This is a genomic window from Bacillus sp. JJ634 (assembly GCF_036962285.1).
Lineage (GTDB): Bacteria > Bacillota > Bacilli > Bacillales > DSM-1321 > Peribacillus > Peribacillus asahii_A.
Genome location: NZ_JBALMU010000086.1, coordinates 1 through 21069 on the forward strand (window position 1 = coordinate 1; position 21069 = coordinate 21069).

Below are 21069 nucleotides of genomic sequence, written 5' to 3' on the forward strand. Positions count from 1 at the left end.
CAGCCATCGTATCAACAGTCAGACGAACAGGCAGAGTCGCCGTACCAGCCGCCATTTGCGGGAACGCAAGTACAACCATCATATCAACAGCCAGGCACCCAAGCGCCGCCGTCGTATCAGCAACCATTTACGGGAACCCAAACACAGTCGCCTTATCAACAGCCAGTTCTAAACATGTATGCTCAGCCAAAGCATATGCTAGGTCAATATAAAAATACTCAACGAGAGAATCCAGCAGAGCAACAGGATTATTCGGGGGAGCATGGTTTGAATCCATATCCGCCACAACAACATAATCCATATGCGACTATTCCATTCGGTGGACAGCCGGGCATGAATGTACCAGGACACTTTGGCGGTCAGCCAGGACCTTTTATTCCAGATCAATTCGGTGGGGTTCGTGCGCCTGAGACATTTGGTATGCCAACGTATGCTGAGGAAAGCAATGACTTTTAATAAAAATCGCCTTCTTTCTAAAATTAAAACGTTAAAAAGCAGACCGGAGAGAATGAAACGACTTCAAGGGAATGTGTATTTACTTACCTTTAAAAATCATCCTCCCCTTATTTTAAAGGGCTTTACTAGTCGTGAAAAATGGTATCGGCAGCAAGTATTGACCTCTTTATTAAAACAAATGGGTTTTGACCGTACGTATAGTATGTATAGTGAGCCAGAACCATTTCGGCTAGATGGCATGTGGTACAGTTTTATTGAATTTTTGCCGCCAAGTGCCAATAAATTTAATTTTGCTAATGAGTCTAATCGAAAAGAAGGAGCGCAGCTGTTAGAAGCATTCCATAACAGCGCTGACCAAATTTCATTACCATCACTTCCTGTTTATAATCAATTAAATAAATGGAGAGATCGCTTAGCTTTATTCCGGCAAAATATGTCATATATTCGTGAGCATATTCCAGAGTCTATTTTGGAAGAATGGATTGCTTGGGCAGAGTGGTCCTTAAAGGGTTTAGAGACTTATCAAAAGGAGATAAATCAAGAAACCAATACGATTATTCATGGAGACTGTGCCCATCATAATTTTCTCCGTAAAGAAGACGGGACGCTGGCTTTAATTGATTTTGATTTAATTGCTAAAGCTCCACGTATGATAGATTATTTACAATATGCGAATCGGATTTTACCTCATTTGGATAACCCGTCTAAGGACGTTTGGAAGTATCAGCAAATTGCAGCATATAAAAAAAATCCAGCTTTTTTGTATGCCCTTGCTTATCCATCTGATATTTTTCGTGAGTGGAACCTTTTATTTAAAACACGTTTTCGTTTAGACCATGTGTGGAAAATAACGGTTGAAGATTTTGAGAAACGAATGGAGTTGAATAAGCAGCTGGCACAGCTCGTTTCTAAATAGGGCAATAACTAACAGAGTAAAATCCCCCCTTGTTATCAATGCTATAAATGAGCAATCAAAGGGGGGTTGTTATTGCGACAGAAATTATGGATAGGGACCTTATGCCTAGCAGTAGTAGTGGGACTAAGCGGCTGTAATAACCAACAAGCAACAGAGAATGAAAACTTCCTTAACCGAACGGGCTATCAGTCAACGGAAAAAGATCAGCTTGTTCGAAATATAAATAATGAAATACCGATGTTAGATGATGTGGAAGATGATTTACACAATGGCAATGATAGCTATAGTGAAAGGGACCGCAATTATCATGGTCACGCGAGTAAACCACTTCATGCGAAGTCTTCATATTATAATTCTTATGAAGGTAATCTCGTCGATCGTATTAATCGTCAGGTCAATTCTATTCCAAATGTGAAGGATACTCGGGCAATTGTGATGCAAAAGGATGTACTTGTAACGGTTTTGCTTGATGATTATGCACAAGCAAGAGCGATTAAGAATGTTGTTATCGAACAAGTACAGCCGCTTGTTAAAGGTCGAAATCTTCATGTAACAACAGATACAGGGGTATATTACCGCACGATGACACTTGATAACAATTTACGTGATGGAGGTCCGACAGAATCAGTGATTTTAGATGCAGATGATTTATTCGATAATCTGGACATTCACGAGGATCATCTTAGGTAATCAACATGAACTGACTTCAATCTTGGGGTCAGTCCTTTTTTGTTTACCTTTGTTAAACAATATTCATTAACATAGCCTTTGGTTAAAAAGCTTTTATTCGGTCACACTAATAAAAAAAGCAGATACCGCAAGAGGTGAGGGTTATGATAATACGAATTCTAGCTTGTTTCATGTTCCTGTTTTTTTCCTTCGTCTGGACGGGATCAGCAGAACTATCGATTCAAGAGTACCAGCCTGTTGAAAGAAAGGTCATTCTTCAACGCGAATATTTAGATGGAGAGCTGAGCGAAGAAAAAGTAATGGAAGTCATTGGGTCGATGGCTCAGTTTCAAAAAAAATATCGAGAGTGGCAAATTGTTGAACAGACAAAAGAACATCTTGTGCTGCATAAATTCGAAAATGATATTTCTCCTTTGCTTAAAGCGAATGGTTATTTTGGCATGACAGAAGATGGAACGTTGTCTATTTTTAATGGAAAACCAGAGTATGAAAAAGTGATTCATACTTTCTTTCAATTGGATGTTGGAAAGCTCGAGGCCTATCAACAAGAGGAATTACAGCAAGGTATTCCGATTATCAGTAAGGAGCAATTTACTAACTTAATCAAGGAATATAGAGTATATTCGATGCCTTCTAACTCCGCTCATTAGGATAATAGATTCTTCCTTCCGCAAATTCCTCAATCTATGGTACAATGAGAGATACAGCAAAATCAGGGAGAGAAGAGATTTGTATGATTATTTAAAAGGAATGGTCGACTATATTGGACCCGAATACATAGTAGTAGAAAATGGGGGAATTGGGTATCAGGTTGTGACACCAAATCCTTTTGTTTTTTCCAATCAATTAAAAAAAGAAATTCAAATTTATTTATATCAGTATGTTCGAGAGGATTTAATTGCACTTTATGGATTTCAAACACGTCAAGAAAAGGCGTTATTTATGAAACTCTTAGGTGTAACGGGAATTGGTCCGAAAGGGGCGCTTGCTATTTTAGCATCTGGTCAAGTTGATCAAGTGGTTCAGGCTATTGAACAGGAGGATGAATCATTTCTTGTGAAGTTCCCAGGTGTCGGGAAGAAAACAGCACGCCAAATGATTTTGGATTTAAAAGGGAAACTGGAACATATTATTCCCGATGCTTTTCCGAGTTTATTTCATGAACCGAGTGAGCGCGTAGAAACGAAGTCAACGGAACTAGATGAAGCCATTCTTGCCTTAAAGGCACTAGGTTATTCGGATAAAGAAGTGCAAAAAGTAGCAAAGCAGCTTGGTGCAGAGACATTCACGACGGAGCAATATATTAAAAAAGCATTACAAATGATGTTAAGATAAGGGGTGGCGTAATGGAGGAGAGAATAGTGAATCAGGAGGTTGATTCAAACGAACTGTCCTTTGAACAAAGCTTGCGACCACAAACATTACAGCAATATATTGGCCAAGATAAGGTCAAGACGAATTTAAGTGTGTTTATCGAAGCCGCACGGATGCGTGAAGAAACACTCGATCATGTACTATTATATGGACCACCTGGTCTTGGGAAAACGACACTAGCGGTTATTATTGCGAATGAAATGGGCGTAAATATTCGTACAACATCTGGACCAGCTATTGAAAGGCCTGGTGATTTGGCAGCGATTCTAAGTGCGCTTGAACCAGGAGATGTGTTATTCATTGATGAAATTCATCGTTTGCCGCGTGCTGTAGAAGAGGTATTGTACCCTGCTATGGAGGATTTTTGTCTTGATATTGTTATTGGGAAGGGGCCTGAGGCGCGTTCAATACGGATTGACCTTCCGCCTTTTACTTTAGTTGGAGCTACGACAAGGGCCGGTGCTTTATCGGCCCCGTTACGTGATCGCTTTGGCGTATTGAGTCGCTTAGAATATTATACGGAGTATCAATTAACAGATATCGTCATGCGAACGTCGGTTATTATGGATACAGAAATGGATGTGCAAGCGGCAGGCGAAATTGCGAGAAGATCACGCGGTACACCTCGAATTGCCAATCGTCTGCTTCGAAGAGTACGAGATTTTGCTCAAGTGCGTGGGGATGGTACAATTACAAAGGAACTAGCTGACTATGCTTTAGAGCTTTTACAAGTTGATCGCCTAGGCCTTGATCATATTGATCATAAGCTTCTAAGAGGAATTATAGAAAAATTCCGCGGTGGACCAGTAGGGCTAGAAACGATTGCAGCGACAATCGGAGAAGAAGCTCATACGATTGAAGATGTATATGAACCGTATTTATTACAAATTGGTTTCTTACAAAGAACCCCTCGTGGTCGAATGGCCACACCTCTTGTATATGAGCATTTTCAAATGGAGGTGCCGAAATGACAGGGCTGCCTAAGATTTTGATGACTCTTGGTGTTATTCTTTTTATTATTGGCTTTGCGATGAAATTTATTAATCTTGGTAAACTTCCAGGTGATATTGTCATTAAAAAAGAGAATACAACGTTTTATTTTCCGATTGTCACGTCGATTATTGTCAGCTTGATTTTATCGGCGATTTTTTATGTTATTGGAAGGTTTAAATAATGGCTCTGTTACATACTGTGGTGTTTTTTTGCTTATCTAAGAACAAAGATTCCAGATGAACAGTCCAAAAAAAGCGCATGAATTAACATAATGAATTAACATAGCCTAAGTATGAAAGATACTTCAAGATTGAACTTATGAGGAAGTGGAAGAAGTGAAATTAGATTTATTTGATTTTCATTTGCCGGAGGAATTGATTGCTCAAGTCCCATTGGAAAATAGGGAAGCAAGCAGACTGATGGTGTTAGATAAAGAAACGGGGGACATACAGCACGATGTATTCAAACATATTACAGAGTATCTGCAACCAGGCGACTGCTTAGTATTAAATGATACGAAGGTACTGCCTGCGCGCCTGCATGGAAGCAAGGAAGATACGGGTGCTAATATAGAGGTGCTGTTATTAAAACAGCAGCAAGATGATGAATGGGAAACGCTTGTGAAACCAGCGAAACGAATTAAAGAAGGCTCAACGATCGTCTTTGGAGATGGGAAATTAAAGGCTGTTTGTACAGGTGTACTTGAGCACGGTGGACGCATGTTACGATTTCAGTATGATGGGATTTTTTATGAAGTGCTTGAGGAATTAGGTGAAATGCCATTACCTCCTTATATTAAAGAGCAACTGGATGACCAAGACCGCTATCAGACGGTATATGCACGAGAACGCGGTTCAGCAGCAGCGCCAACGGCCGGACTTCATTTTACGAAAGAGCTGTTAGCGAAGGTGAAGGAGATGGGCGTTCATATTGCCTTTATTACGCTTCATGTTGGCCTTGGTACATTTCGTCCGGTAAATGTCGAGGATATTGATGATCATGATATGCACTCAGAATTTTATCAAATGACAGCGGACACGGCTCATTTGTTAAATGAAGTGAAAGCGAATGGCGGACGCATTATTACGGTTGGAACCACTTCAACGAGAACACTGGAAACGATTGCTTCTCGTCATAATGGTGTGTTTAAAGAAGAAAGTGGTTGGACAAGTATTTTTATTTATCCCGGCTATGAATTTAAAGGAATTGACGCTATGATTACCAATTTCCATCTGCCTAAATCTACGTTAATTATGCTGATTAGTGCGCTTGCTGGTCGAGAGAACGTGCTTCATGCTTATAATCTAGCTGTGGAAGAAAAATACAGGTTCTTTAGTTTTGGAGATGCAATGTTTATTAAATAAGAGTGAATGGCTCTTGAAAGGAGTTATATGAGTTGACAGCAATACGATACGAACATATTAAAACATGTAAACAAACAGGGGCAAGACTTGGAATTGTTCATACACCTCATGGTTCTTTTGAAACACCAGCATTTATGCCGGTTGGAACGATGGCTACTGTAAAAACGATGTCACCTGAGGAATTAAAACAAATGGGGGCAGGCATTATTTTAAGCAATACATATCATTTGTGGTTACGTCCAGGTCATGATATTGTGAAAGAAGCAGGCGGCTTACATCAATTTATGAATTGGGATCGTCCGATTTTAACAGATTCGGGTGGCTTCCAAGTGTTTAGCTTAAGCGATTTTCGTAAGATTGAAGAGGAAGGCGTTCATTTTCGAAATCATTTGAATGGTGATAAATTATTTTTGTCCCCTGAAAAAGCGATGGAGATTCAAAATGCGCTGGGCTCTGATATTATGATGGCGTTTGATGAATGTCCGCCATTCCCTGCAACAGAAGAGTATATGAAAAAATCGGTTGAGCGTACATCGCGTTGGGCTGAGCGCTGCTTAAAAGCACATGAGCGTCCGCAAGATCAAGGTTTATTTGGTATTGTTCAAGGTGGCGAATATGAGCATCTTCGTAAGCAAAGTGCTCAAGATTTAATATCTTTAGACTTCCCAGGCTATGCGATTGGTGGTCTATCGGTTGGTGAACCAAAAGACATTATGAATCGCGTTCTGGAGTTTACAACGCCATTATTACCAGCGGATAAACCGCGCTATTTAATGGGCGTAGGTTCTCCTGATTCCTTAATTGATGGCGCAATTCGCGGAGTTGATATGTTTGATTGTGTTCTTCCAACACGTATTGCACGTAATGGAACACTGATGACAAGTAATGGTCGACTTGTTGTAAAAAATGCGAAATACGCTCGTGATTTTGGTCCGCTCGATGAAAACTGTACTTGTCATGTTTGCCAAAACTACAGTCGTGCTTATATCCGTCATTTAATTAAGTGTGACGAAACGTTCGGAATTCGACTTACGACTTATCATAATCTTCATTTTCTGTTAAACTTAATGGAGCAGGTCAGACAAGCTATTAGAGAAGATCGTCTTGGAGACTTTAGGGAAGAGTTTTTTGAACAATATGGTTTTAATAAACCGAATGCGAAAAACTTCTAATTCCATACATATTACGTAGAAAGGAGATTACATATGGACAGTTTAGTACAATTAGCACCATTACTTATTATGTTTGTATTGTTCTATTTTTTGCTTATTCGTCCACAAAAGAAGCGCCAAAACAACGTTCAACAAATGCAGAACAGCTTGAAAAAAGGCGACAAAGTTGTGACGATTGGCGGCTTACATGGAACAGTCGATTCAATTGATGAATTGAAACTGGTTATTAAATCACCAGACGGTACAAAATTAACTTTTGACAGACAAGCTATTCGCGAAGTCGTTGAAAGTGCGCCTGAGAAGGTAGAAGCTTAATAATAAAGAGACCGAGCGGATTCCCGCTCGGTTTCTTTATTCCCCTTTACTTATATTTACTCCAAGTATCCCTCCCATTGTAGCGGTCACAACGAAGCATCCATAAGAAACCCATTGCTTTACAGAAAATAATGAATCGTGTCCTAAATATTGAAATAATAAAATAATCGCTAAGTAGACAATTCCAGTACCTCCACCGAGTAGGATTCCTTGCTTTCTTCCTTTACCTCCTGATACAAAGCCCCCAATGAAAATTGATAAAAATGTGACAATCATTACAACGAGACTTATGGACGATTCTGTTAATGCTGTAAAGCGAAGCAATGTAGAGAAGATAAGACTGGCAGTTATCGCTAAAACAAAAATGGTGCTAACACCGTATAGGATGGCGAAGCTCATTCTTTTTGTTTCGATTGTCGTTCCCCCCTTTTTAGTACAAGCATATTCGCGGAAATCCTTGCCTAGACCAAACGATTAAAAAATGGAAAAATATTTTCCCAATTCTTGCACATTCTAATAAAGAATGATTATTTAATGAGCAAGGGAGTGTATGTATGTGGAGTTGTATGCCACGATTGGTTTAAGAACAGTCATCAGTTATTTGATTATTTTAATTATTTTTCGTTTAATGGGTAAGCGTGAAATTGGTGAATTAAGTATTTTAGATTTAGTCGTTTTTATCATGTTAGGGGACATTGCTGTTATTGCAGCTGAAAGACAGGAAAAACCTTTTCTGGAAATTCTTTTTCCTATGCTTATTTTACTCGTTATTCAACTTTTATTTTCATATATGTCATTGAAAAGCTCGAAGTTTCGTAAAGTACTAGACGGTAGTCCTAGTATTATTATTAACAATGGGAAAATTGATGAAAAAGCAATGCGCCAGCAACGCTATAATTTTGACGATTTACTGACGCAGCTTCGTGAAAAAGGCATTATTGATATCAACGAGGTTCAGTTCGCCATTTTAGAAACAACAGGTAAACTGTCTGTTATTCAACGAGATAACAAGGCAGTTTCCCAACATAAGGAGACTGCATTTCCCCTAATTATGGATGGCGAAGTACAGGAGGATAGCCTCAAACACATTGGGCAAAATCAGTTTTGGCTTCGTCACCAATTAAAGAAACGGGGCTATGAAGATATAAAGAAAATATCCCTATGTAGCTATAAGAACGGAACGCTGTATATTGATCAAAGTGACAGTTAAGGGCGCCATGCAAAACGGGCTAGAAAATGTCCAATTCGCGGAATGCGCTTCAGGGCACTCTTTTTAATGCTCCCAGTAGCAAGCATCAGTACAATATACGTAATCAGAAGAATAGTCAGTGAACTTAGTAATCGGGCACTAATCGAGAAATTAGTTAAAAGATAATGGAACATATAATAACCGCTGGCACCCGAGATGAGACCAATGAGCAGAGCAGAACAATAGCTGCGAACATGAATGGTGAACGGTACGACTTTTAAGACCGTTGAGAAATGTAAAAAGGTTACGAGCACTGTTCCGACAGCAATCCCCATGGCTGCTCCCATAATGCCAAAATTCTCTTTTGTCGCTAATAAGAAGATCACGACAATTTTAACGATGGCGCCAATCAAACTATTAATCATCGCCGCTCGCGCTAAATTCAATGCTTGAAGCATAGCCTGTAAAGGAATTTGAAAATAGAACATAACAAAAAAAGGTGCAAGAAATTTAATAAAAGCCGCAGCGTTTGAGGAGCCGTACATCAGCTCTAAAAGCGGGTCGGCAAACACATAAAGAGCAATAACGGCTAAACACCCTGTGCTAAAGGTAATATTTAATGTTTGTTGCAATCGATGTTCAATTAATTTCATATTTCCAATTGACTTTGCTTCACTTACCGCTGGAACAAGCGATGTAGCAAGGGAAGATGTAATGAATGAAGGAAGCATTAATAAGGGCAAGGCGTATCCGGTTAACTCCCCGTATTGCTTAGTAGCGACAGTTGTAGCTACACCCGCAATCGCTAAACTTTGAGCGACTACAATCGGTTCTAAAAACCAAGCAAAAGAACCGATCATTCGACTGCCCGTTGTCGGAACGGCGATGCCCATTAATTCGGTAAACGTGTCTTTGCCTGAGTGAGCCATCTTAAAAAAGCCTTTACGTAATTTAAAGTGTTTTTTCAATTTAAAGGCACGCAGTAAGTAAAGAAGGGAGGCGAGCTCTCCAATAATGGATGCTAGCATGGCTCCTGCCGCCGCATATTCAATGCCATAAGGTAAGAAGGTTTTCGTTAAGACTGCAATAAAGGTGATTCGTACTATTTGTTCAATCAGTTGAGAAAGGGCAAAAGGTTTCATATTTTGTTTGCCTTGAAAATAACCGCGCAGAACAGAAGAAATCGCAATAATTGGTACGACAGGGGCAATCGCTAGTAAAGGCCAAATCGTACGTTGATCTGTAAATAAAGTTTCAGAAAGTATAGGAGCCAGTATAATTAACAGTGGTGTGAAAATCATGGATAACGAAAAAGTACAGGCGAGGGAAACGACAAGAATTTTTTTTACTTTTCGCTCATCACCCCGTGCGTGTGCTTCAGCAACAAATTTAGAAATGGCAACTGGAAGTCCGAATTGAGTAATCGCAATAACAAGAAATAATGTCGGGAGTGCCATCATATATAACCCGACCCCTTCTTCTCCGATAAAACGGGCGATAACAATTCGGTTAATAAATCCAAGTACCCTTGTAATTAAGCTAGCTGCGATTAAAATTAATGTTCCTTTTAAGAATTTTGACATTGCTTACAATCCCTGCCTTCTCAAACAAGCTGTCCTATTATACAATTAACTATATGCAGTGACTTGGACAAAGCATGACAAAAGTGTTTGCGTTAGATACAAATAATCTTTCTTCGATGGGGGAAAAGCGATGACACAGAATCATCCTTATCAACGATATTACATTAAGGTAAAGCCAGCTTTAAAAAGCAAGCGGGAAGAGTTTAGGATGCTCGGATTACATGCGGTGACAGAAGAGGACATTTGGAGTTACTTAACAGACAAAACATGGAAGCGTCCACAAGAAACGATTCGTATTCATGAAATTGTGGCCGATATTTTAGCTCTTTCAAGCAGTCAATTTATGACGTTTCAAATGATTGCTGCTTATAAAGCACCGAGCCTTTTTGAACCTTTGTCATCAGAGGAATTGAAAGATTTATTACGTGACTAAAGTGCGTATAGAAGAGCGGCTCTTCGAAAAAATTGACAGTTGGTTGAAATTGAATCATAATACTTATGGTTATGCATTTTTTTGGTAAAAGGTAAGTTCGCGATAACACAGGCACTTCTTTCGAATGCGATTCGAATGAGCAATACAACATCAAGGTCATAGGCATATTATAGAAAGGGGCCTACTATATAATGGTAAAAAGAAGCAGGATTGTGGCGTTTTTCCTCATTGCTATTCTGATTTTTTCAGCAATGGGCACAACATCCAAAGGTATTCTTGATAATATTAAATTGGGACTAGACCTTCAAGGTGGTTTTGAAGTACTTTATGAAGTAAAAACACTTGATGGCGGGGAAGTTACGGAGTCTATCTTGACAAGTACACAAGGTGCGCTTGAAAGACGTATCAACGTACTTGGGGTTAGTGAGCCGAATATTCAAATTGAAGGCAAGGATCGCATCCGTGTTCAGTTAGCTGGTGTAACGGATCAAAATAACGCCCGTAAAATTTTATCGACTCAAGCTAAACTATCATTCCGTGATTTCAACGATAAGGAAATGATGACAGGTGCCGACTTAAAAGAAGGCGGTGCTAAACAAACGTTCCAAGATAATAAACCAGTTGTCGAAATTACGTTAAAAGATTCTAACAAATTTAAAGAAATTACACAGAAGATTTCACAAATGGAACCAGGAACAAATGTCTTAGCGATTTGGTTAGACTTTGAAGAAGGCAAAGATTCATTTGCGAAAATAGAATCACAAGATAATATGATTTCTGCACCACAAGTAAGTGAAGTATTTAATACGAATACAGTATACATAACAGGTCAATTTACAGTAGAAGAAGCAAAGGAATTAGCGAATTTATTAAATGCGGGTGCTCTTCCTGTTGATTTAAAAGAAGTGTACTCAACATCTGTAGGGGCACAGTTTGGGGAAGAAGCGCTTAACAAAACCATTTACGCTGGTATTATCGGGATTGGATTAATTTTCTTATTCATGTTAGCCTACTATCGCTTCCCGGGCTTTATCGCGATTGTTACACTAACGATTTATATTTTCTTAACGCTTCTTGTGTTTGACTGGATGAATGCGGTTTTAACACTTCCAGGTATTGCAGCATTGGTGCTCGGAGTGGGGATGGCCGTTGATGCGAATATTATTAGTTATGAGCGAATTAAGGATGAATTGAAATTAGGCCGTTCCGTAAAAGCAGCTTTTGCGGAAGGAAACAAAAACTCGCTAGCTACGATTTTTGATGCGAATTTAACGACGTTGCTTGCCGCAGCCGTTTTATTCATCATGGGGGTAAGCTCTGTTAAAGGGTTTGCTACAACGTTAATTATTTCGATTCTAATGAGTTTCATCACCGCTGTTTACGGTACACGACTTTTCTTAGGCTTATGGGTAAAAAGCGGTATCTTTGATAAGCGTCCGGGCTGGTTTGGAGTAAGAAAGAAAGATGTTCATCAGTTATCAGAAAAACTTGATTTAGCCGATTTAAGCACACCTTTTGATCGTATTGACTTTGTTAAACATAGAAAAGTGTTTTATGGTATTTCAACAGCAATCACGATTATTGGGATTATCTTCTTGTTTGTATTTAAGTTAAATCTTGGTATTGATTTTACAAGTGGAACGCGCATTGAAATTGGCGGAGATAAACCATTAACGACGCAGCAAATTGAAACAGAAATGAACAAGCTGGATATTGAAGTGAAGGATATTAATTTCGCGGGTACAAATAATGAAATTGGTGTCGTTCGTGTAATCGGTGTTCTAGATAAAGAAGAAATTGCTGAATTGAAGGATCACTTTAGCAAAGATTTTGGTGTTGAGCCAAATGTTAGTACGGTTTCACCAACGGTTGGTAAAGAGTTAGCGAAAAATGCGTTAATTGCTGTAGCCATTGCCTCTCTTGGAATCATTTTATATGTTTCTGTACGATTTGAGTGGAGAATGGCTGTACCATCTGTTGTTGCTTTAATACATGACGCCTTTTTTGTCATTACGCTTTTCAGTGTTCTGCGATTAGAAGTAGATGTTACGTTTATTGCCGCGATTTTAACAATCGTCGGGTATTCGATTAATGATACAATTGTTACCTTTGACCGAATCCGTGAAAATTTACGTAAGAAGAAGAAAATCAAAACAGTGGAAGAGCTTGAAGAAATTGCAAATATTAGTATTCGTCAAACATTAACAAGATCGATTAACACCGTTTTAACCGTTCTTGTAACGATTATCGCTTTAATGATTTTCGGCAGCGAATCTATCCGTAACTTCTCGATTGCACTATTCATTGGGATGGTTTGTGGTGTGTACTCTTCTCTATACATCGCTTCTCAATTCTGGCTCGATTTGAAGGCGAAAGAATTAAAGCAAAAAGGTACGTTAAAAACAGAAAAAGCGAAAAGAGAAAGCTTAGAAGGACAAGTATAAGCTTTTGAATGGAGAGACTGGCAATATGTCAGTCTCTTTTTTTATGGAATTGGCAGATAAAAGGCGCCCCTTTTGAGTGTGAAATTAAAATTGAAACTGCTCCTCTCTTTTTTGTATAATGAATAGATTGAGGGGTGAATTCATGTTAAAGCCAAAAACGCGGTGGAATGTACAAGCCGCTGATTCAAATAAAATTACTGCACTAGTGGAACAGCTTCATATTACACCTCTAGTAGCAACGCTATTAGTTAATCGAGGCTTAGATGATGTCGAAGCTGCTCGATCTTTTTTATATGTAAAAAAACAAACGTTTCATGACCCATTTCTATTAAAAGATATGGATAAAACCGTTCATCGTATACAAGAGGCGATTCACCGTGGCGAGAAAATTCGCATATTCGGCGATTATGATGCGGATGGTGTCACATCGACAACGGTGATGATGACAACGCTAAAAAGACTAGGAGCTCACGTAGATTTCTATATCCCCAATCGTTTTACAGAAGGATATGGGCCGAATAAGATGGCTTTTCGTCTTGCTGCTAGTGAAGGCGTGCAACTATTAATTACCGTTGATACAGGAATTGCTGCTGTAGCAGAAGCAGCGCTTGCCCGTGAGCTTGGGATGGATTATATTGTGACAGATCATCATGAACCAGGACCAGAGCTTCCAGAAGCATTCGCTATCATTCATCCAAAGTTAGAAGATAGCAGCTATCCGTTTAAAGAATTAGCTGGAGTTGGGGTAGCATTCAAGCTTGCACATGCCCTGCTTGGAGAACTGCCGGAAGACTTACTAGAAATTGCTGCGATTGGAACGATTGCCGATTTAGTACCGTTGCTTGGGGAAAATCGCTTGATTGCTGCAAAAGGGATTGAAAAAATGCGCCAAACGAGAAGACCAGGTCTCGTCTCTTTAATGAAAGTAGCGAATATTGAGCAAGGTTCGTTAACGGAAGAATCGATTGGGTTTTCTTTGGCGCCGCGTTTAAATGCAGCCGGACGTTTAGGTCCTGCAGATCCCGCTGTTGATTTATTAATGGCGGAAGATTTGCTAGAGGCAGCTGAGCTTTCAGAAGAAATTAATGAGCTCAATAAAGAGCGTCAAGCAATCGTAGCAGAAGCAGTAGAGGAAGCGATTCGTGAAGTAGAAGAACATTATCCACTCGCTAATAATCAGGTTCTGATTGTTGGGAAAGAGGGATGGAATTCAGGTATTGTAGGGATTGTCGCTTCAAAGCTTGTTGAGCGTTATTATCGACCTACAATCGTTCTAAGTTATGATCGAGAGAAAGGTTTAGCAAAAGGATCAGCACGCAGTATTGCTGGATTTGATTTATTTCGGAATTTATCTACTTGTCGCGAATTATTACCTCATTTCGGAGGTCATCCAATGGCAGCTGGAATGACGTTACAAATTGATGATGTGCCCGAATTGCGCATGCGTTTAAATCAATTGGCGGCTGAACAATTAACAGCGGAAGATTTTATTCCTGTAGTGAGCTTAGATGGAGCTGTGCATATTGAAGAGGCTTCCATTCAAACAATTGAGGAAATGAGCTTATTAGCTCCATTTGGTGTCAGCAATCCTAAACCGAAAGTTTTACTTGATTCTGTTCAAATTGCAGGCATTCGAAAAATCGGTGCTAATCAAAATCATTTAAAGTTCCAGTTTGCAGAGGAAGATAAGCAGCTTGATGGGGTGGGATTTGGCTTAGGACATTATGCTGATCATATTGCTCCGCATGCCAAGGTGTCCGTTATTGGAGAACTTTCTATTAATGAGTGGAATAATATGAAAAAGCCGCAAATTTTTGTGAAAGATGTCGCTGTTGATCATTGGCAGCTATTTGATTATCGTGGTAAAGGGCAAGTGGAAAAGTGGTTAACGGAGATTTTGCCAACGAAGCGAAAAATTATTGTCTTTTCGGTCGAGACGATGAAACAGTATCCGTTTTTGCAAGATTATCCAGATGTAATGTTGATTCAAACGGAGCAGGATGTAGAGAGGATAGAAGGAATTAATAGCTATTTAGTATTGATGGACCTGCCAATGTCTCGCGAGATTTTACAGAAAATCATTCGTAATCAACAGCCAGAGCGGATTTATGTTCACTTTTTCCATCAACAAGATCATTTCTTAAGTACGATGCCAACTCGGGACCATTTTAAATGGTTTTATGCATTTTTAGCGAAAAAAGGGCCGCTCGATTTAGGAAGATATGGAGATGACCTTGCTGCATACCGTGGTTGGTCCCGAAATACAATTGATTTTATTTCTAAGGTGTTTTTTGAATTAGATTTTGTTACAATAGATAATGGATTAATTATGCTTAAAACCAATGCGAAAAAACGCGAACTAACTGATTCAATATCGTATCAACGAAAGAAAGAGCAATTTGAGCTTGAAAAAGAGCTTGTTTATTCTTCCTATCAGCAATTATTCGATTGGTTCAATCAAGAATTAATTCAAGAGGTAATAGACCTTGAGGAGGAAACAAAGCAATGGATTTAAAGCAATTTGTAACAATTGTGCCAGATTGGCCGAAAAAAGGAATTATTTTTAAAGATATCACGACGTTAATGGATAATGGTCAAGCCTATAAATATGCAACAGATCAGATTGTAGAATATGCACGTGATAAAAAGATTGATTTAGTTGTTGGACCGGAAGCACGTGGCTTCATTATCGGATGCCCAGTTGCTTATGCATTAGAGGTTGGCTTTGCACCGGTACGTAAAGAAGGGAAGCTTCCACGAGAAACTGTGAAAGTCGAGTATGGATTAGAGTATGGGAAAGATGTACTAACGATTCATAAAGATGCGATTAAGCCAGGACAGCGTGTGTTAATTACCGATGACTTGCTGGCAACAGGAGGCACAATCGAAGCAACAATTAAACTTGTGGAAGAATTAGGCGGAGTAGTTGCAGGGATTGCCTTTTTAATCGAGTTAAGCGATTTAGATGGCAGAGATAAACTAAACGGCTACGATGTCTTAACATTAATGACATATTAATAATGAGGAAAGAGCATTCTTGAAATAGAATGCTCTTTTTTACAAGGCTGCTTAATAAAAAATGGCCAGTTATTAAGAAAATACAAGGAATTCTCTTTACATCCTCCCTTTTTTTTTCGATAATAGTAACAATAATGTTTTTTTTCTGCAAAAATTGTCGTGTTTTGAATAAAGTCTAATAGATATGATTAATTATACTCAATCCGGTGTATTAGTATAAATAGAGACAGTAAGATACCGGTGGCAGTTAAAGTGGGGTTAAGGTGATTTCATGGCTAATGATCAAATATTGACTGCCGAGCAGGTTGTCGAAATAGCGAGCCGGTATCTTCAGCCCGAAGAAGCTGAATTTGTTTATAAAGCATACAAATATGCTGAGCATGCTCATCGTGAGCAATATCGTAAATCGGGTGAGCCTTATATTATTCATCCGATTCAAGTAGCTGGAATTCTAGCCGATCTTGAAATGGATCCAGCGACGATTGCAGCGGGCTTTTTGCACGATGTTGTGGAAGATACCGAAGTGACGCTGAAGGACCTTGAGGAACATTTCAGTGCTGAAGTTGCGATGCTCGTTGATGGTGTAACAAAACTCGGAAAAATTAAATATAAATCTCAGCAAGAACAGCAAGCAGAAAACCATCGCAAAATGTTTGTTGCTATGGCTCAAGATATTCGTGTTATTTTAATTAAGCTTGCGGATCGCTTGCATAACATGCGGACATTGAAGCACCTGCCGCAAGAAAAACAGCGTAGAATTTCGAATGAAACATTAGAAATTTTTGCTCCGCTTGCTCATCGACTTGGAATTAGTACGATTAGATGGGAGCTTGAGGACACAGCGCTTCGCTACTTAAATCCACAGCAATATTATCGCATTGTTAATTTAATGAAGCGAAAGCGTGCTGAGCGTGAGCAGTATCTTCAAGAGGTTATTAACGAAGTTCGGGACAATGTTGGTGCTGTGAATATTAAGGCCGATATTTCAGGAAGGCCAAAACATATTTATAGTATCTATCGTAAAATGGTGATGCAAAATAAGCAATTTAGTGAAATTTATGATTTGTTGGCCGTTCGTGTTGTTGTCAACAGCATTAAAGATTGCTATGCCGTACTTGGCATTATTCATACATGTTGGAAACCAATGCCGGGGCGCTTCAAAGATTATATCGCTATGCCAAAGCCAAATATGTATCAATCTTTGCATACGACGGTGATTGGACCAAAAGGTGATCCGTTAGAGGTCCAAATTCGGACGAGTGATATGCATCGAATTGCTGAATTTGGTGTTGCGGCTCACTGGGCTTATAAAGAAGGAAAAGATGCAAGCGATCAGCCATCACTTGAGGATAAGCTTACATGGTTCCGTGAAATTCTTGAATTTCAAGATGATGCTACAAATGCTGAGGAATTTATGGAATCGCTGAAAATTGATTTATTTTCGGACATGGTGTTCGTTTTTACTCCAAAGGGTGACGTAATTGAACTGCCGGCTGGTTCGAATCCAATTGACTTTGCTTACCGAATTCATTCGGAAATTGGTAACAAAACAATCGGTGCAAAAGTAAATGGGAAAATGGTTCCGCTAGACTATAAATTAAAAACGGGCGATATTATTGAAATTTTAACATCTAAGCATTCGTATGGCCCAAGTCAAGACTGGTTAAAACTAACGCAAACTTCACAAGCGAAGAATAAAATTCGAGCCTTTTTCAAAAAGCAACGCCGCGAGGAAAATATCGAAAAAGGAAAAGAGCTTGTTGAAAAAGAGATTAGGGCAATGGAATTTGATACAAAAGAAATTCTTACGCAGGATAATTTAAAGAGAGTAGCTGAGAAGTTTAATATTATTAATGTAGATGATCTGTTTGCTGCTGTCGGCTATAATGGTATAACCGCTCTACAAGTAGCTAATCGCTTAACGGAAAAATTACGCAAACAAAAGGAGCGTGAACAAGAGCCGGATATTAAAAATGCGGTTTCTGAATTAAAATCGTTCCCAATGAGTAAAAAGCGTGAATCGGGTGTACGTGTACCAGGAATTGATAATTTATTAATTCGTGTTTCTCGTTGTTGTAACCCGGTGCCGGGTGATGAAATTGTTGGTTATATTACAAAAGGGCGCGGTGTTTCAGTTCATCGAAAAGACTGTACAAACCTAGATGTAAGCGAAGATGAAAATCGCCTTATTCCGGTTGAATGGGAAAGTATTGCGAATGATCGAAAAGAATATACAGTGGAAATTGAAATTAGCGGTTATGATCGTCGAGGCTTGTTGAATGAAGTATTACAAGCGGTAAATGAAACGAAAACAAATATTTCGGCTGTTTCAGGAAAATCAGATCGTAATAAAGTGGCGACGATTCATATGTCCATTTATATTTTTAATCTGGCTCACTTACAGAAAGTGGTCGAACGGATTAAGCAAATTCCAGATGTCTATTCTGTAAGAAGGATGATGAATTAAGGAGTTTTATTCATGCGTGTAGTATTGCAACGATCAAAGGCGGCTAAAGTAGTAGTAGCTGGAGAAACAATTGGTGAAATTGAAAGTGGTCTTGTTTTGCTAGTGGGTGTCACTCATGGTGATACAGCAGAAGACGCTGCTTATTTAGCTGAAAAAATTGTGAATTTACGAATTTTTGAAGATGAGAATGGAAAAATGAATCACTCGGTTCTTGATGTTGGTGGCTCTATTCTTTCTGTCTCTCAATTTACGCTATATGGTGATTGTCGCAAAGGTCGTCGTCCAAACTTTATGGATGCAGCACGTCCGGAAGAGGCCGAGGTGTTGTATGAACGATTTAATGAGGAACTTCGTAAGCGAGGCGTCCATACCGAAACCGGGCAATTCGGTGCAATGATGGATGTTCAGCTCACAAATGATGGGCCTGTCACCTTAATATTAGAAAGTAAGTAACAAAAAAATCCCTATTAGGGATTTTTTTGTTGTTTAATAGTAGATTCATTATATCTAGTAACATAGCCTTATTTGAAATATCGAGCAAGTCCGTTGTAGATTGCTGATGTGACGTTTTCTTGATAGTCATTTGTTGTGACAATTAACTCATCAGCAGGGTTACTTAAATAGCCGAGTTCGACTAGTGCTGCTGCTCGTTTATTTTCCCTTAGCACGTGATAATTTCCAAGGCGATGCCCGCGGTTTTCAACTTGTAAGGCCGAGGCGAGCGAGTAACTAATGGATGAGGCTAAAGCTTGTTGATATCCATGATAATAATAGGTCGTGATTCCACTCGTTGCAAGATTTACCGTACTATCATAATGCAGGCTAATAAAAGCGTCTGCATTGTGAATATGAGAGATGCTTACGCGAGAGGGAAGCGGCACATATGTATCTGTACTTCTTGTTAAGATGACATCGGCTCCAGCTGCATGCAGCTTGTCGTATAGCAGCTTGGCTGTGCGACTTGTTAAATGCTTTTCAAGTGTGCCTCGCAGGCCGATCGTTCCGCCATCACGTCCGCCATGACCAGGGTCAATAATAATGACCTTATCTTTTAAATATTTTTCTACACCAGGGCGGGTAACTTGTTCGTGATGGCCATCTATGCTGACCATCCAGCCCGCTACATAGCCTGTTTTTCCGTTCTTCCATTTTACTTTATACCAATCGTCTTCAAGACCTGTAACCGAGAAGGTATCTCCTTCTTTTGTTTGTTTAAGGATGGTTGAATTTGCAGTTGGTTTTTCTCGAATCAATGTATCATCGTACATAATGGAAATTGTGCCGTTCGTTGCTTTCTTTTTTTCGGAAGAGAGTGCTGGCTGTTCTTCTTTTTCTAAAAACCAGTTAGCTACCCACCCTTTTTTTGTCGAATTAAGCTGAATTTGTGTTAGGTATCCTTTTTCTTTTATAATAGGATAACTTTCATTTTTTTTGACTTCACCTAATATGCTGCTCGTTAACGAGGCCTCTTTATGAACGGCTAAGTTTGGTGCTAATACTTTTGCCGTTGCACGGTTGGATGCTGTATCTTTTGTTTGAATATATTGCTTTAAAACCCAGCCTTCGTGATTTTGAAAGTCAATTTGCACCCAGATGCCTTCTTCCTGATAAACGGTTACTTCGCTATTTTTCGCTAATTTGCCTAAAACTGCTCCGCTCGTAGATGGGTGTAAGCGTACATTTAATTGATCGACGTTTACTAAGCCTGTATATAGTTCTTTTGTTTTTACTTTCGATTCTTTTGCTTTTTCAGTTTGCTTGGCGGCAGAAAGCTGAACATATTGCTTAGCTACCCAGCCTTGTACATGATCGGTTTTGATTTCGAGCCAATTCTCGTTGTCTGTTATGGTGATGTTGACAGCTGTACCGTGAGATAGTGAACTAATCGTTTGAAAGGATGTTCCAGGTCCGGTACGAACGCGAACAGAGTCTCCAATGATGGTACCTTGCTCCGTTGTCTGGTTCACTGCTTCTGTTTTTTCTACAAGCCAATTGGCGACCCAGCCTGTTTTGACTGCTGATAATTTAATTTGAATCCAATCGCCTTCTTCTTTTATAACAACGTGTTCTTCTCCTTTTGTTAATTGACCGATGACAGGAAAGCTAAGTCCTGCTCCAGCGCGCACATTGACGCTGTTGGATGTTGCAGTAATTTTTTGCTGCTCACTAAAGGCGTATGCATGTGGAAAAGCAATGAATATGATAAGTAAAGCGAGAGTAAGTATGATCCATTTTTGTTTCAATGAGCTCAATGCCTCCTCTTAGATAAAATTTTGTTTATATGTAAAATTTCAATATTTTAAAAAACCCTCTAGTAGGAAATACTATGACTAAATGAGGAGGGGTTCGTTTATGAAATTTAGTGAGAAAGGGCAAACGAGTTTAACTGGTTCCAATCAATTAACAGGAGTCGACTTTCACGATTTTATTCAAAAAGAGCAAAGCGCTAATTTAATTGAATTAGCGGCTGAATTTGGCGTGAATGTTCGGACAATTAAAAATCTAAAAAAGCATTTACGGTAAAGCGAAATTTGTCGAGCGAGTCTTGACATTTGAAGACAACGTCCGTATGATTATAGAATATCATACATATTACTGCAACAACCAATGATGGAGAAAAGTAGTTAAGATACACATGGAAAGAGAGGAAATGCC

Annotated in this window: 20 protein-coding genes, 1 pseudogene and 1 other annotated feature (1 of these 22 only partly in view); of the genes and pseudogenes, 18 read left to right on the plus strand and 3 right to left on the minus strand. The window is 39.2% G+C overall.

Annotated features, from left to right (window positions below; translation table 11 throughout):
* From V7068_RS13575 to yajC, 10 genes and pseudogenes are all read left to right on the plus strand, one after another.
* Positions 1-456 (plus strand): annotated as a pseudogene (locus V7068_RS13575) (hypothetical protein); the annotation flags it as partial.
* Positions 446-1372, plus strand: a complete 927-nt coding sequence (locus V7068_RS13580; protein WP_499713233.1) for a phosphotransferase — start codon at positions 446-448, stop codon at positions 1370-1372. The pseudogene V7068_RS13575 and the gene V7068_RS13580, both read left to right, overlap by 11 nt.
* 72 nt (positions 1373-1444) lie before the next feature.
* Positions 1445-2062, plus strand: coding sequence for a YhcN/YlaJ family sporulation lipoprotein (locus V7068_RS13585; protein ID WP_499713234.1), 618 nt, complete (start codon positions 1445-1447; stop codon positions 2060-2062).
* 143 nt (positions 2063-2205) lie between these two features.
* Entirely contained in the window at positions 2206-2712 is a 507-nt protein-coding gene (locus V7068_RS13590) for a BofC C-terminal domain-containing protein (protein ID WP_402921554.1), read from the plus strand.
* 79 nt (positions 2713-2791) lie between these two features.
* Positions 2792-3397, plus strand: a complete 606-nt coding sequence (ruvA, locus tag V7068_RS13595) for a Holliday junction branch migration protein RuvA (RefSeq protein ID WP_127761497.1) — start codon at positions 2792-2794, stop codon at positions 3395-3397.
* Positions 3398-3408: 11 nt separating this feature from the next.
* A complete protein-coding gene (gene ruvB / locus V7068_RS13600; protein WP_499713235.1) occupies positions 3409-4407 on the plus strand; it encodes a Holliday junction branch migration DNA helicase RuvB in 999 nt (332 codons plus the stop codon).
* Entirely contained in the window at positions 4404-4610 is a 207-nt protein-coding gene (locus tag V7068_RS13605; protein WP_119117478.1) for a DUF2905 domain-containing protein, read from the plus strand. Before ruvB ends, V7068_RS13605 begins: the two co-directional genes overlap by 4 nt.
* Positions 4611-4764: 154 nt before the next feature.
* On the plus strand, positions 4765-5793 hold the full coding sequence (queA, locus tag V7068_RS13610) for a tRNA preQ1(34) S-adenosylmethionine ribosyltransferase-isomerase QueA (protein ID WP_499713236.1): 1029 nt from the start codon (positions 4765-4767) through the stop codon (positions 5791-5793).
* A 32-nt stretch (positions 5794-5825) separates the two neighbouring features.
* A complete protein-coding gene (gene tgt, locus V7068_RS13615) occupies positions 5826-6965 on the plus strand; it encodes a tRNA guanosine(34) transglycosylase Tgt (protein WP_119117476.1) in 1140 nt (379 codons plus the stop codon).
* A 33-nt stretch (positions 6966-6998) separates the two neighbouring features.
* Entirely contained in the window at positions 6999-7280 is a 282-nt protein-coding gene (gene yajC / locus V7068_RS13620) for a preprotein translocase subunit YajC (RefSeq protein ID WP_402921548.1), read from the plus strand.
* 36 nt (positions 7281-7316) lie between these two features.
* Here the strand turns inward: yajC and V7068_RS13625 are convergent, their stop codons facing one another.
* On the minus strand, positions 7317-7679 hold the full coding sequence (locus tag V7068_RS13625) for a TIGR04086 family membrane protein (protein WP_499713237.1): 363 nt from the start codon (positions 7677-7679) through the stop codon (positions 7317-7319).
* 151 nt (positions 7680-7830) lie between these two features.
* On the opposite strand from V7068_RS13625, the gene V7068_RS13630 reads away from it, so the two are divergent.
* A complete protein-coding gene (locus V7068_RS13630) occupies positions 7831-8490 on the plus strand; it encodes a DUF421 domain-containing protein (protein WP_499713238.1) in 660 nt (219 codons plus the stop codon).
* On the opposite strand, the gene spoVB is transcribed toward V7068_RS13630, so the two are convergent.
* Positions 8487-10052 (minus strand): stage V sporulation protein B, encoded by a 1566-nt coding sequence (spoVB, locus tag V7068_RS13635; RefSeq protein ID WP_499713239.1) that lies wholly within the window; start codon positions 10050-10052, stop codon positions 8487-8489. The genes V7068_RS13630 and spoVB overlap by 4 nt on opposite strands.
* Before the next feature lie 130 nt (positions 10053-10182).
* Between spoVB and V7068_RS13640 the strand changes: the two genes are divergently transcribed.
* The 6 genes from V7068_RS13640 to dtd all read left to right on the plus strand — a co-directional run bounded on the left by V7068_RS13640 (position 10183) and on the right by dtd (position 18867).
* On the plus strand, positions 10183-10485 hold the full coding sequence (locus V7068_RS13640; RefSeq protein ID WP_252286836.1) for a post-transcriptional regulator: 303 nt from the start codon (positions 10183-10185) through the stop codon (positions 10483-10485).
* 191 nt (positions 10486-10676) lie between these two features.
* Complete coding sequence (secDF, locus tag V7068_RS13645; RefSeq protein WP_499713240.1) at positions 10677-12929, plus strand: protein translocase subunit SecDF; 2253 nt, start codon at positions 10677-10679, stop codon at positions 12927-12929.
* 142 nt (positions 12930-13071) lie between these two features.
* Entirely contained in the window at positions 13072-15444 is a 2373-nt protein-coding gene (gene recJ, locus V7068_RS13650) for a single-stranded-DNA-specific exonuclease RecJ (RefSeq protein WP_499713241.1), read from the plus strand.
* A complete protein-coding gene (locus V7068_RS13655) occupies positions 15435-15947 on the plus strand; it encodes an adenine phosphoribosyltransferase (RefSeq protein WP_119117469.1) in 513 nt (170 codons plus the stop codon). The genes recJ and V7068_RS13655 overlap by 10 nt, the downstream gene beginning before the upstream one ends.
* 271 nt (positions 15948-16218) lie before the next feature.
* Positions 16219-18414 (plus strand): RelA/SpoT family protein, encoded by a 2196-nt coding sequence (locus tag V7068_RS13660; RefSeq protein ID WP_499713242.1) that lies wholly within the window; start codon positions 16219-16221, stop codon positions 18412-18414.
* A gap of 12 nt (positions 18415-18426) precedes the next feature.
* Positions 18427-18867, plus strand: a complete 441-nt coding sequence (gene dtd, locus V7068_RS13665) for a D-aminoacyl-tRNA deacylase (RefSeq protein WP_499713243.1) — start codon at positions 18427-18429, stop codon at positions 18865-18867.
* A gap of 68 nt (positions 18868-18935) precedes the next feature.
* Here the strand turns inward: dtd and V7068_RS13670 are convergent, their stop codons facing one another.
* On the minus strand, positions 18936-20657 hold the full coding sequence (locus tag V7068_RS13670) for an N-acetylmuramoyl-L-alanine amidase family protein (RefSeq protein ID WP_499713244.1): 1722 nt from the start codon (positions 20655-20657) through the stop codon (positions 18936-18938).
* Between the two features lie 109 nt (positions 20658-20766).
* Between V7068_RS13670 and V7068_RS13675 the strand changes: the two genes are divergently transcribed.
* A complete protein-coding gene (locus tag V7068_RS13675) occupies positions 20767-20937 on the plus strand; it encodes a hypothetical protein (RefSeq protein WP_499713245.1) in 171 nt (56 codons plus the stop codon).
* A gap of 75 nt (positions 20938-21012) precedes the next feature.
* Positions 21013-21069, plus strand: a binding site (T-box leader); it runs 180 nt beyond the window's last position.

Excerpts from the sequence above, each read along its gene's own strand:
- V7068_RS13660 (WP_499713242.1), top strand. The coding sequence starts at position 16,219 with ATGGCTAATGATCAAATATTGACTGCCGAGCAGGTTGTCGAAATAGCG.
- ruvB (WP_499713235.1), top strand. The coding sequence starts at position 3,409 with ATGGAGGAGAGAATAGTGAATCAGGAGGTTGATTCAAACGAACTGTCC.
- secDF (WP_499713240.1), top strand. The coding sequence starts at position 10,677 with ATGGTAAAAAGAAGCAGGATTGTGGCGTTTTTCCTCATTGCTATTCTG.
- recJ (WP_499713241.1), top strand. The coding sequence starts at position 13,072 with ATGTTAAAGCCAAAAACGCGGTGGAATGTACAAGCCGCTGATTCAAAT.
- V7068_RS13590 (WP_402921554.1), top strand. The coding sequence starts at position 2,206 with ATGATAATACGAATTCTAGCTTGTTTCATGTTCCTGTTTTTTTCCTTC.
- V7068_RS13605 (WP_119117478.1), top strand. The coding sequence starts at position 4,404 with ATGACAGGGCTGCCTAAGATTTTGATGACTCTTGGTGTTATTCTTTTT.
- V7068_RS13625 (WP_499713237.1), bottom strand. The coding sequence starts at position 7,679 with ATGAGCTTCGCCATCCTATACGGTGTTAGCACCATTTTTGTTTTAGCG.
- V7068_RS13655 (WP_119117469.1), top strand. The coding sequence starts at position 15,435 with ATGGATTTAAAGCAATTTGTAACAATTGTGCCAGATTGGCCGAAAAAA.
- V7068_RS13630 (WP_499713238.1), top strand. The coding sequence starts at position 7,831 with ATGTATGTGGAGTTGTATGCCACGATTGGTTTAAGAACAGTCATCAGT.
- V7068_RS13675 (WP_499713245.1), top strand. The coding sequence starts at position 20,767 with ATGAAATTTAGTGAGAAAGGGCAAACGAGTTTAACTGGTTCCAATCAA.
- spoVB (WP_499713239.1), bottom strand. The coding sequence starts at position 10,052 with ATGTCAAAATTCTTAAAAGGAACATTAATTTTAATCGCAGCTAGCTTA.
- V7068_RS13580 (WP_499713233.1), top strand. The coding sequence starts at position 446 with ATGACTTTTAATAAAAATCGCCTTCTTTCTAAAATTAAAACGTTAAAA.
- V7068_RS13640 (WP_252286836.1), top strand. The coding sequence starts at position 10,183 with ATGACACAGAATCATCCTTATCAACGATATTACATTAAGGTAAAGCCA.
- dtd (WP_499713243.1), top strand. The coding sequence starts at position 18,427 with ATGCGTGTAGTATTGCAACGATCAAAGGCGGCTAAAGTAGTAGTAGCT.
- yajC (WP_402921548.1), top strand. The coding sequence starts at position 6,999 with ATGGACAGTTTAGTACAATTAGCACCATTACTTATTATGTTTGTATTG.